The following is an 11,843-nucleotide window of genomic DNA, read 5'->3' on the forward strand; positions in this document are numbered from 1 at the left end:
CTCCCGACTTGGCTATTTTAGCATAGCACGCCTGCTTTGTCAACACAAAAATTCAATTTTTTCAAAAAATCTTCCACACTCGGGCCGCGCCGGTGTGGAACAGGCCCAGCGCCAGCCCCAGATATACGCTGATCACCGTATCGTTCTGGTCAAATTCCATCTGCTGGCGCTGCGGCAGGCCGGCCAGTGTACCCTTGTATACGCACCGCAGCTCTTCCAGCCGGGTGTAGTCGTTCGGGTGCATCAGGGTGCTGTGCTTGGGCAGCTCCATGGCACCGCTCTTTTCCAGCACCTCGCTGACGAACTGGGAGCAGAAATAGTGCCGGCGGCGCTTCCAGCGGATATGCATCCCGCAGAGCGCAAGACCGATAACGTTGAACTGGTAAAGGCTGCCGTGGGCCATCATGTGCTCGGCACGGCGGCGGGCACGGGTGTAGGCTTCATCGCTCACATCCAGCGCATACAGTGCGCAGGGCACGTTCTCCCGCAGACGGAACACACCCCGGTTCAGGTATTCCCTGCTGGGCCCTGCCGGGAACATGGTATAGCCGTTTTTGCGGGTAGAGCTGTACAGGCAGCTCAGGTCTTCGTCAAAAGCCAGCGAAGCGTGGGTATAATTTGCACCGGTAACAGCGTAAACAAGGTTTGAAAGCAGGGTACCCGACCGGGTGAGCAGGATGTAGATGGTCTTCATGATCTTTTTCCTTTTTATATGTAGCACACAGAAAAAGCGGGGCTGTCCTTTTGTCAGATACAGTATACCACAGGCAAAGCTTCTTTGTCATAAAAATCGTCAAAATCTCGTAAATTTTGCACAAATCGGGCTGTGGATCCTGTTCCGTTCTTCCCTGCCGCGCCGTTTTGCGGGAAGGGCCGTTTTTGTGCTCGGTTTTTCATGCATCCCAGCTCGTCAAAATTTTATCAAAAAATTGTTTTCCCGCCGTTCCACCTTATTTTTTCAGGTCTTGCCCCCTGCTTTTGTTTCCTGAAATTGTTTCAGGCAGTTAAATTTCTTAATGAAATTTGTTTCTTTTCTGCAAATAGCACGATTCGTTTATTGATTTCGGGATACTTTTATGTATAATGGTATACAGGAGAATTTGCATTTACAAACTGCAAGCCTTCTGCGCAGCGCCCGGCCCGCCGGGAAACGCTGTGCCCTATACAGGACGTATGGATCAAACGAAAGTAGAGGTATAGCGAATATGGCAAAGTTGGATCTTACCAAGTATGGCATTACCGGCACGACTGAGATCGTGTACAACCCCTCCTACGAGCAGCTGTTCGAGGAAGAGACCAAGCCCGGTCTGGAAGGCTACGAAAAGGGCCAGGTCAGCGAGCTGGGTGCTGTGAACGTTATGACCGGCATCTACACCGGCCGTTCTCCCAAGGACAAGTTCATCGTTATGGACGAGAACTCCAAGGACACCGTGTGGTGGACTTCCGACGAGTACAAGAACGACAACCACCCCGCTTCTCAGGAAGCATGGGCTGCTGTGAAGGCCATCGCTCAGAAGGAGCTGTCCAACAAGCGCCTGTACGTGGTGGATGCATTCTGCGGTGCCAACAAGGATACCCGCATGGCCATCCGCTTTGTCATGGAAGTTGCATGGCAGGCACACTTTGTCACCAACATGTTCATCAAGCCCACCGCTGAGGAGCTGGAGAACTTTGAGCCCGATTTCGTTGTCTACAACGCATCCAAGGCCAAGGTTGAGAACTACAAGGAGCTGGGCCTGAACTCTGAGACTGCTGTTGTGTTCAACATCACCAGCAAGGAGCAGGTCATCGTGAACACCTGGTACGGCGGCGAGATGAAGAAGGGCATGTTCTCCATGATGAACTACTTCCTGCCGCTGAAGGGCATGGCTTCCATGCACTGCTCTGCCAACACCGACCTGAACGGCGAGAACACCGCTATCTTCTTCGGTCTGTCCGGCACCGGCAAGACCACCCTGTCCACTGATCCCAAGCGTCTGCTGATCGGCGATGACGAGCACGGCTGGGACGACAACGGCGTGTTCAACTTCGAGGGCGGCTGCTACGCAAAGGTCATCAACCTGGATAAGGACTCCGAGCCCGATATCTACAACGCCATCAAGCGCAATGCTCTGCTGGAGAACGTCACTCTGGATGCTGAGGGCCACATCGATTTCGCTGATAAGAGCGTTACCGAGAACACCCGTGTGTCCTACCCCATCAACCACATCAAGAATATCGTCCGCCCCATTTCTTCTGCACCCGCTGCAAAGAACGTCATCTTCCTGTCTGCTGACGCATTCGGCGTTCTGCCCCCGGTCTCCATCCTGAGCCCCGAGCAGACCCAGTACTACTTCCTGTCCGGCTTCACTGCAAAGCTGGCAGGCACCGAGCGCGGCATCACCGAGCCCACCCCCACCTTCTCCGCATGCTTCGGCCAGGCTTTCCTGGAGCTGCACCCCACCAAGTATGCTGAGGAGCTGGTCAAGAAGATGCAGAAGAGCGGCGCCAAGGCTTATCTGGTCAACACCGGCTGGAACGGCACCGGCAAGCGCATCTCCATCAAGGATACCCGCGGCATCATCGACGCCATCCTGAACGGCGACATCAACAATGTCCCCACCAAGAAGATCCCCTACTTCGACTTCGAGGTTCCCACCGTGCTGAACGGCGTGGACACCGGCATTCTGGATCCTCGTGACACCTACGCTGACGCTTCCCAGTGGGAAGAGAAGGCCAAGGATCTGGCAAGCCGCTTCATCAAGAACTTCAAGAAGTACGAGGGCAACGAGCACGGCAAGGCTCTGGTCTCTGCCGGCCCCCAGCTGTAAGCTGATCTCTGCCTGATACTGAAGCGATAAAAAAGGACGTGTTCCCGCAAGGGAGCACGTCCTTTTTGTTTTGCAGACCGGCAGGTAAACGCTCCGTCGGTTGTGTTTTCCACATTTCTGTGTTATCCTGTGGAAAAGGATGTGAGCAGAATGGATGCAAAAGAATTTGGTGCATTCCTTGCACAAGTGCGCCGGGAGCGGAACATGACGCAGGCCGAACTGGCTCAGCAGCTTCACGTTACGGATAAAGCCGTCAGCCGCTGGGAACGCGGCATCGGGCTGCCAGACATCAACACGCTGGAGCCGCTGGCCGATGTGCTGGGCCTGACCCTCGCTGACCTGATGCACTGTCATGACTCCCGTCAAAAAGATGACACTCCTCCCGTTCCTCTGGAAGATTTTTTCACCATGCTGCGCCGCCAGCACACTGTAGACTGGCATTCTGTGCGTACTGCTCTTCTTGCATTAAGCATTGCACTTGCCCTGTGGGGAATTTTTGCCTGTCCAGGCAGATTAGCTGTACACTGGCGGACTCTCAGCGATGGTTTGCTTCAGGCCGACGGCTGGATGTCCTCCCTGGTCATTTTTCCATTGTTTGCCGGATTTGAATTTCTATCTCTTGAACTCTGGAACAATTTTGAGCAAACCGGTTACTACCGGCGCTGGGGTGAGGCGAATCTTTTTATCATTCACGCCATGTCTCTCGGCACGCCGCTTACCCGTCTGATGCGGCTCGTGCTGGATCTTCTGTTCTTTTTCTGTTTTGGATTTCTGCTTCCATGCTGCGAAGCATGGCTGATCCTTTTGAATTAAATGCCGCTTTCCTCTGCGTCCCCACCCGTGAAAAAGCAAAAGAGCAAAGCCCGCCGGCTTTGCTCTTTTGCATAAGGATCAATCATTTTCCGCTGCTATGCCCAGAGCGCAGCGGAGGGCATTTTAAATCGTTTTTACTTTGCAGCGTCGAACTCTGCCTCGATCTCTGCCGAGGGTGCCGGGGTAACAAGGCTCACCACAACGCAGACCACCAGAGACACCAGGAAGGCAGGCAGCAGCTCGTAGATGCCAAACACGCCGCCCAGCGGGCTGACGATGTACTTCCATACAAAGACCATCAGGCCGCCGGAGAGCATACCGGCCAGTGCGCCCTGCCAGTTGCAGCGCTTCCAGAACAGGGAGCACAGCACCACTGCGCCAAAGGAGCCGCCAAAGCCGGCCCATGCAAAGCTGACGATGCCGAACACGCTGGAGTTGGGGTCGCGGGCCAGCACCACGCCCACCACGCTGATGCAGATGATGGTCAGGCGGGCAGCGAACAGGCTCTGCTTCTCGGTCAGCTTCATGTGGCCGAACTCCTGCAGGATGTTCTGGGATACGCTGGAGGCCGCTGCCAGCATCTGGCTGTCGGCGGTGGACATGGTAGCGGCAAGGATGCCGGCAAGGATCAGACCTGCCAGAATGGCTGCCAGCACGCCGTGCTGAGCGATCAGGCTGGCCACGCGCACAATCAGGGTCTCGCTGGAAGAACCGCTCAGGAACTCCAGCGCGCCCGCCTTGGTCATGCCCAGGCCCACCATGCCGATGACGATGGAAGCGGTCATGGCAATGACCACCCACACGCTTGCAATGCGGCGGCTGAGCACCAGCTTCTTTTCGTCCTCAATGGCCATGAAGCGCAGCAGGATGTGGGGCATGCCGAAGTAGCCCAGACCCCATGCCAGCGTGGACGCGATGTCCAGCATGCTGTAGGAGGTAGCGGAGTTGTCGGCTACATTGTGGCTTGCAGCCATGGTCAGGTAGCCGGGCAGGCTGCGGGCGTTGTCCAGAACCACGTCCCAGCCGCCTGCCACATTGACGCCATACACCAGCACCGCGATCAGCGCCATGCTCATGACAACGGACTGGATCAGGTCGGTGGTAGACACAGCGCGGAAGCCGCCCATGATGGTGTAGCCCACGATGACCACAGCGGACAGGACCATGGCCGCCATGTAATCCACGCCAAACAGGCTGTTGAACAGCTTGCCGCAGGCGGCAAAGCCGGAAGCGGTGTACGGGATGAAGAACACGATGATAATGACCGCGCCCAGCGCGTTGAGCAGGTTGCGCTGGTCATGGAACCGCAGGGAAAGGAACTGCGGCACCGTGATGGCATCCAGATTGGCCGAGTAGCGGCGCAGGCGGCGGGCCACGATGAGCCAGTTGAGCCATGTGCCCACAGCAAGGCCGATGGCCGTCCAGCCCGGCGACGCGATGCCGGTGAGATATGCAAGGCCCGGCATACCCATCAGCAGCCAGCTGGACATATCGCTGGCTTCGGCGCTCATAGCCGTGACCAGCGGGCCCATCGTGCGGCCGCCGAGGTAGAAATCGCTGCTGTCCTCGTTGGATTTGCTGTAGACAAAGCCAACCAGCAGCATTCCCACCAGATAGATCACAATGGTGGCAATGATGCAGATATTGATCATTTGATTACCCCTCTCTTTCTTCCCCTCAACGGGAACACATCTTAAATATTACCACAAAAACCTGCATTCCTGCAAGCTTTTCGGGCAATTCAAGAGCACAAACTTCTGTTTTTCCGGGTTTTGAACAGAAAAAGCAGCATTTCTGGTGCAAAATCCATCAGAAACACTGCCGTCGTAAATTGATATCCGCAGCCCGGCGTAAAGCCGTATCCGTATTGAACCAAAAAAGCACCCCCTGCCATGGCCTTGTAAGGGTCAGCAGCGGGTGCTCTTTTTGGTTTATGTCCGTACAAAGAAATCCGGGAACCGTTCCAATATCTTCTGGAAATTCTCGCGGTACATGCCAAGGTGATGCTCAAACAGGGCTTCTACGTCCACGTCCAGCGGCAGGCCGTCCCGCAGGTAGCCAAAGATCTGCTCGTGCTCTTTCTGCACCGAGGCAATATTTCCCCGGCAAAGGGCCGAGTCCAGATACCGCACACGGTCCATATGGGACGTAACGTTGTGCATGGCCTCCCAGATGCGGTCGTAGCCGGAATCGTGGTACAAAAGCCTGTGGAAGTCGTTATCCAGCGAGATGAAGAAGTCATCTGCTGCATCCTGATCCAGATAAAGGTCTTCGTTCTGCCGGTTCAGCAGTTCCTGAAATTCGTTCAGCTGTTCCCTTGTCAGCTTTCCGGCCAGCCCGCGCAGCAGCGCCGGTTCCAGAATGCGGCGCATGGCAAAGCCTTCGTTCAGGTATGGAACGCTGATCTTGGACACAATGCTGCCGCGCTGCGGCAGAACATCCACAAGCCACTCGCTTTTCAGCATCATCAGCGCTTCGTGTACCGGTGTGCGGCTCATGGCCAGCTGTTCGCACAGTTCGGCCTCGCTCAGCTGACAGCCCGGCTGCAGCTGCAAGGTCATAATATTTTTGCGCAGCATACGGTAGGCGTAAGCCCGGTTATTTTCGTCCATTCTGCGCACGTCCAGCAGCAGCGGCAATGCGCTGGCCTTTTCTTCTCTCATAGCAGTTCCCTTTTTTGCTTGCCGTAATTTTACCGCAGGGCGCACCGCCCCGCAGGCATCTGAAATCATTCTTATTATAAAGCATCCCGCGGCACATGTCAAAAAGAAAAAGCACCAAGCATTGCTGCTTCGTGCTTTTTTGTGGTGCGCCTCGCGCACTCCTATCCGGACGGTGCGCCGCTGGTGGCCATCACCGGCCAAGTGGGGTGCACGGCCGGATATGACCATTCCCCTTTTCCTGTTTCATCTCTCCCTCAAAGCCGCCTTGCCTTGCAGGGTAACAAAAAAAGACGCGTCCCGATTCATATTCTGTACTTTTTTATTTGTTCTTTGTCGTTTTTATTTTTGAATAAGTATTACTTCTGCCACTATTCTGCAATAAACTTTCCAAAATCAAGTCCAGGGCACTATACTGTCACGCCCAGTTCATCCGGCCGTAGCGGGTGGTCAGCTGGCAGATCTCCTTTTGGAGCTTTTTGCTCAGCTGGGTCTTTTTCAGCCGCCAGCGCCAGTTCTGGCCCACGGTGGAGGGCTTGTTGATGCGGGCAGAGTTGTCCAGCCCCAGCCAGTCCTGCATGGGAACGATGCAGGCCGCCGCTGCGCTGCGCAGGATCAGTGCGATCATGCTTTTATAGAGCTGCTCCTCCGGGGTGGCGTAGTCGTACAGATAGTCCCGCACCATGGCGCGCTCGGCATCGGTGACAGTCTGATACCACGATACCAGCGTCTCGTCGTCGTGGGTGCCGGTATAGGCCACGCTGTTCACCGGGTAGTTGTGGGGCAGATAGTCGCTGGCACTGCCGGTGTCGCGGGAGTCAAAGGCAAATTCCAACACCTTCATGCCGGGGAAACCGCTGTCCCGCACCAGCTGACGGACCGTCTCACTCATATAGCCAAGGTCCTCTGCAATGATCTCCCGCTTGCCCAATGCCTGCTCCACGGCACGGAACAGCTCGATCAACCACATCGAGAACCCGAATCTTCTGGCAACCAAGATCATCGTGCCGCATAAGCTCATCCCACGGGAGAGCTGCTGCCCGCCGCCGGAGATCTGATGTGCAAAAAACGAGGCCGTTCCCTCTCTTTTCCAGAGAGGCAGAACGGCCTCGTTTTGCTTATTTTTTCCGGTACTCCCGGGGTGTCGTGCCGAAGTGCGCCTTGAACGCCCGGTTAAAATAGGAGAGGTTCTCAAACCCGCACCGGGAAGCGATGGTCAGAACCGTCTCATCCGTGGCCTGCAGCGCTTCGGCGGCGGCGTTGAGCCGGTACTCGTTCAGAAAGGCCACAAAGCTCTGCCCGGTCATCTGCCGGAACCACCGCATGAAGTGGCTGGCACTGAAGGAGCAGACCCCGGCGGCATCGGCGACCCGGAGTTCCTCGGTATAATGGGCCGAGAGCCATTGCAGGAGCGTTTTCAGCCGCTGGGTGTCGGCTGTCTCGGCGGCAAGCCGCTGCCGGCCCTGTGCAAGGAGCAGGGCAAGAAACCGCAGCAATGCCCCCTTGACCTGCAGCTCGTAGCCGGGGAGCTTGGCGCGGTTGGCATCCTCCACCTCCCGCAGGCAGGCGGCGGCCTGCAGATAGCACAAATCGTTCGGGGTCAGCCGCGCAGGCAGCGACAAGCGCCCGCTTTGCAGCGGAAGCAGATATTTCTCGGCACAAAGGTCCTCTGCGCCGCCCAGAAGCTCCAGCTCAAAAATGATATTTTCGTATTCCATGCACTGCCCTTCGGCCTGCCGCAGGGCATGGAGGGTGCCGGGCGTAAAAATAAAGATGTCCCCCATGCGGGCCGGGCAGCTCTCAGCGCCCACCTGCACCAGTCCTGTGCCCCGCTTGACAAAGACCAGCTCCATGCTCTCCTGCCAGTGGAGCGCCACCTGCGGAAAGTCCCCCGGAATGGTGCAGGGATACAGATTGAAGGGAAACCGCACGGCACCATGCTGCTTGGTCTCCTGCAAAGATGCCTGATTTTGCATTGTTTCACCTCCCGATGATAGGATTGTACCACAGTCTGCACTTTTTAGGCAAGATTTTGATTGTTTTATGTGGTATATCTGGAAGTACAGATGTCAAACCTGTTTTCCGCAAGGTGTATTTGAAAACAAAGAAAATGACGAATATTTCGCAAGCACAAACGGGATCCAAGGCTGTTTCACGCAAGATCCGGCTGTGCTTGCAGAAATAGACTAAATTTTCGACTTTTCAGATACACCCTAACAAAGGAGGATGCATTTATGAGCTTTACCGAAACGTTACAGGGTCTCACGGGCAAGCCGCTGGCAGACTGCACGAATCAGGAGCTGTATCTCGCGCTGCTGGAACTCGTCCGGCAGAAGAGCGCCGATCGTGTGCAGCCGGTCACCGGCCGCAAGCTGTACTATATCAGCGCCGAATTTCTCATCGGCAAGCTGCTGTCCAACAACCTCATCAATCTGGGACTGTACGATGAAGCCCGCGATGCACTGGCTGCCGTCGGCAAGAGCCTTTCCGATATCGAAGAGGTGGAGCCGGAACCTTCTCTGGGCAACGGCGGTCTGGGCCGTCTGGCTGCCTGCTTCCTCGACTCTCTGGCAACGCTGAATCTGCCCGGCGACGGCGTGGGCCTGCGGTATCACTTCGGCCTGTTCCACCAGTCCTTTGAGGACGGCGTGCAGAACGAAAAGCCCGACCCGTGGCTCACCGCCCACAGCTGGGCAGAAAAGACCGACATCACCTACCCGGTGGAGCTGGCGGGCAAGGAGTACACTGCCCGGCTGTACAAGCTGGCCGTCACCGGCTACGAGGGCCGCACCAACACCCTGAACCTGTTTGACCTTGACACCATTGATGAGAGCATCGTCCATGACGGCATTGCCTTCGATAAAACTGCCATCGACAAGAACCTGACCCTCTTCCTCTACCCGGACGATTCCGATGAAGCAGGCCGCCGCCTGCGGGTGTACCAGCAGTACCTGATGGTTTCTGCCGGTGCCCAGCTCATTCTGTCCGAGTGTGCCGCCCGGGGCTGCGATTACCATGATCTGGCCGACTACGCCGCCATCCAGATCAACGACACCCACCCCAGCATGGTCATCCCGGAGCTGATCCGGCTGCTGGGCGAAAAGGGCATCGAATTTGAGGAAGCCGTAAAGATCGTCACAAAGACCTGCGCCTACACCAACCACACCATTCTGGCCGAAGCGCTGGAAAAGTGGCCCCGCGCCTATCTGGATGCCGTGGTGCCCCAGCTGATGCCCATTATCGAAAAGCTGGACGCACTGGCCCGCACCCGCACCAAGGACGAGAGCCTTGCCATCATCGACAAGGACGACCGGGTGCACATGGCCCACATGGACATCCACTTCACCCACTCCACCAACGGCGTGGCGGCGCTGCACACCGAGATTTTGAAAAAATCCGAGCTGCACGGCTTTTACGAGCTGTACCCGGAAAAGTTCAACAATAAGACCAACGGCATCACCTTCCGCCGCTGGCTGCTGGAATGCGACCCCCGCCTGACCGCCGCGCTGGAACAGCACATCGGCTCCGGCTTCCGTAAGGATGCCGCCGAGCTGGAAAAGCTGCTGGCCTTTGCTGACGACGAAGCTGTGCTGGAGCAGCTGACCGCTGTGAAAAAGGCCAACAAGGAAGCACTGGCAGACTGGCTGCTGCGCACCCAGAAGGTGAGCGTGAACACCGATGCTGTGTTCGACATCCAGTCCAAGCGCCTGCACGAGTACAAGCGCCAGCAGCTGAACCTGCTGTACCTCATCCATCAGTACTACGAGATCAAGGCCGGGCACCTGCCCGCTGCTCCGCTGGTGAGCATCTTCGGTGCCAAGGCGGCACCTGCCTACACCATTGCAAAGGACATCATCCATGCGCTGCTGACCCTGTCCAAGGTCATTGCCGCAGACCCGGAAGTGTCCAAGTGGCTGCAGGTGGTGTTCGTGGAGAACTACAACGTTACCGCCGCCGAAAAGCTGATCCCCGCCTGCGACCTGTCCGAGCAGATCAGCCTTGCCTCCAAGGAAGCTTCCGGCACCGGCAACATGAAGTTCATGCTGAACGGCGCGCTGACGCTGGGCACCATGGACGGTGCCAATGTGGAGATCAGCCAGCAGGTGGGCGAGGAGAACATCTATATCTTCGGCCAGACCTCCGATCAGGTCATCCACCGCTACGCCGTGGGCGACTACGACCCCGCCCAGTGGGTGGAGGGGGATGCCAACATCCGCCGCGCTATCAACTTCCTCACCGGCCCGGAGATGCTGGCCGCCGGTCACGCCGAAAACCTGACCCGCCTGCACAACGAGCTGATCCATAAAGACTGGTTCCAGACCCTGCCGGACTTCAACGCCTACGTTGTGCGCAAGGGGCAGGCCCTCAGCGATTACGCCTGCGACCCGAAAGGCTGGCGGCGCAAGTGTCTGGTGAACATTGCCAAAGCGGGCATGTTCTCCTCCGACCGCACCATTGCCGAGTACGACCGCGACATCTGGCATCTGGGCAAATAGTTTATTATCGCAATTTTATTGATCTTCTGCCGCAGGACGAGATCTATCTAACCATGGGCACCGCCTACGATTTGCGGCATCAAAGAAGATTTCCAAAATCTACTGTACGCAAAATTTCTATCGGCACAAACTCTATGCTGCCAGAATTTCTGCGCGACCCGCCTGGATGAGGTGGTTGCCGCCATCCGGAAGCACCCCTATTTGGAGCTGCTCTATGAGCCGGGCGCAGATGAACACAAATAAAAGACGGGGTGCTGCACAAATGCACAGCACTCCGTCTTTTACTTATTAAGAACTTGAGTGAAGAAAAACCACCAGCTAAGCTGGTGGAATAAAAACGGCTTTAGCCCTAGACAAAGAGAAACCTCTCTGTAGAATAGAGTGTGGGTTTGCCAACCACATTCTAGGAACAGAGAGGTTTCTCTTTGAAATGAAAAATAACAAAGACGTAGATAGTTTAAGCCATACGACATGGAGATGTCAATACCATGTAGTGTTTGCACCGAAATATCGGAGAATGGTGATATATGGCCAAATCAAAAAAGATATTGGTCAGATACTTCGCAAACTATGCGAGCAAAAGGATATTGAAATAATTGAAGCAGAAGCCTGCCCGGACCATATCCATATGCTGATAAGTTTTTCGCCGAAGTACAGCATTTCTTACGTTATGGGATATCTCAAGGGAAAGAGCAGCCTATTTTCGACAGACACGCGAATTTAAAGTACAAGTATGGAAATCGGCATTTCTGGGCCAGAGGATATTTTGTGGATGCAAAAGAAAGCAGGCTGTGCAAACGGTGGTGCAGAAAGTGTGCAGTCGCTTTCCTGTATAAAAAAGAACGCCAAATCTTACGATTTGACGTTCAATATCTGGTGCACCTCCAGGGACTCGAACCCTGGGCCCACTGATTAAGAGTCAGTTGCTCTACCAACTGAGCTAGAGGTGCATATTATCAGAATGCGGTTTCTTCATTCTGATAACTCAAGTCGGCGACTACCTATTTTCACGCGCCGTTTCCAGCGAACTATCTTCGGCACAAGTGAGCTTAACTTCTGTGTTC

At 55.7% G+C, this 11,843-nt stretch carries 9 protein-coding genes, 1 tRNA gene and 1 pseudogene; 5 read left to right on the top strand and 6 right to left on the bottom strand.

What is annotated here, in order from left to right:
• Positions 1–61 precede the first annotated feature (61 nt).
• The gene (locus GKG34_RS12775; RefSeq protein ID WP_154256468.1) at positions 62–694 is read right to left on the bottom strand and encodes a hypothetical protein; all 633 of its coding nucleotides are present in this window, start codon (positions 692–694) and stop codon (positions 62–64) included.
• On the opposite strand from GKG34_RS12775, the gene GKG34_RS12780 reads away from it, so the two are divergent.
• The 3 genes from GKG34_RS12780 to GKG34_RS12790 all read left to right on the top strand — a co-directional run bounded on the left by GKG34_RS12780 (position 684) and on the right by GKG34_RS12790 (position 3,623).
• Positions 684–989 carry a hypothetical protein gene (locus GKG34_RS12780; protein ID WP_154256470.1) on the top strand — a complete coding sequence of 102 codons (306 nt, stop codon included), beginning with the start codon at positions 684–686 and terminating at the stop codon, positions 987–989. The two genes, GKG34_RS12775 and GKG34_RS12780, sit on opposite strands and share 11 nt — an antisense overlap.
• A 216-nt stretch (positions 990–1,205) precedes the next feature.
• Positions 1,206–2,810 carry a phosphoenolpyruvate carboxykinase (ATP) gene (gene pckA, locus GKG34_RS12785; protein WP_097774186.1) on the top strand — a complete coding sequence of 535 codons (1,605 nt, stop codon included), beginning with the start codon at positions 1,206–1,208 and terminating at the stop codon, positions 2,808–2,810.
• Positions 2,811–2,960: 150 nt separating this feature from the next.
• Entirely contained in the window at positions 2,961–3,623 is a 663-nt protein-coding gene (locus tag GKG34_RS12790) for a helix-turn-helix transcriptional regulator (protein WP_154256472.1), read from the top strand.
• Positions 3,624–3,757: 134 nt separating this feature from the next.
• On the opposite strand, the gene GKG34_RS12795 is transcribed toward GKG34_RS12790, so the two are convergent.
• The 4 genes from GKG34_RS12795 to GKG34_RS12810 form a co-directional block, all read right to left on the bottom strand.
• Positions 3,758–5,275 carry a sodium/proline symporter gene (locus GKG34_RS12795; protein ID WP_154256474.1) on the bottom strand — a complete coding sequence of 506 codons (1,518 nt, stop codon included), beginning with the start codon at positions 5,273–5,275 and terminating at the stop codon, positions 3,758–3,760.
• 279 nt (positions 5,276–5,554) lie between these two features.
• The gene (locus GKG34_RS12800) at positions 5,555–6,286 is read right to left on the bottom strand and encodes a GntR family transcriptional regulator (protein WP_165852626.1); all 732 of its coding nucleotides are present in this window, start codon (positions 6,284–6,286) and stop codon (positions 5,555–5,557) included.
• Between the two features lie 415 nt (positions 6,287–6,701).
• On the bottom strand, positions 6,702–7,253 hold the full coding sequence (locus tag GKG34_RS12805; protein ID WP_337679960.1) for a 4-alpha-glucanotransferase: 552 nt from the start codon (positions 7,251–7,253) through the stop codon (positions 6,702–6,704).
• Between the two features lie 148 nt (positions 7,254–7,401).
• On the bottom strand, positions 7,402–8,259 hold the full coding sequence (locus tag GKG34_RS12810) for an AraC family transcriptional regulator (protein WP_120121008.1): 858 nt from the start codon (positions 8,257–8,259) through the stop codon (positions 7,402–7,404).
• Positions 8,260–8,517: 258 nt separating this feature from the next.
• Between GKG34_RS12810 and GKG34_RS12815 the strand changes: the two genes are divergently transcribed.
• Positions 8,518–10,779: a glycogen/starch/alpha-glucan phosphorylase gene (locus GKG34_RS12815; protein WP_154256479.1), complete on the top strand. Its 2,262-nt coding sequence runs from the start codon at positions 8,518–8,520 to the stop codon at positions 10,777–10,779.
• 430 nt (positions 10,780–11,209) lie between these two features.
• A pseudogene (gene tnpA, locus GKG34_RS12820) lies at positions 11,210–11,553 on the top strand (IS200/IS605 family transposase); the annotation flags it as partial.
• A gap of 100 nt (positions 11,554–11,653) precedes the next feature.
• Here the strand turns inward: tnpA and GKG34_RS12825 are convergent.
• Positions 11,654–11,729, bottom strand: a tRNA-Lys gene (locus GKG34_RS12825).
• Positions 11,730–11,843 lie beyond the last annotated feature (114 nt).

The sequence above is a fragment of the Faecalibacterium sp. BIOML-A4 genome (genome assembly GCF_009679665.1).
In the GTDB taxonomy this organism is placed as follows: domain Bacteria; phylum Bacillota; class Clostridia; order Oscillospirales; family Ruminococcaceae; genus Faecalibacterium; species Faecalibacterium taiwanense.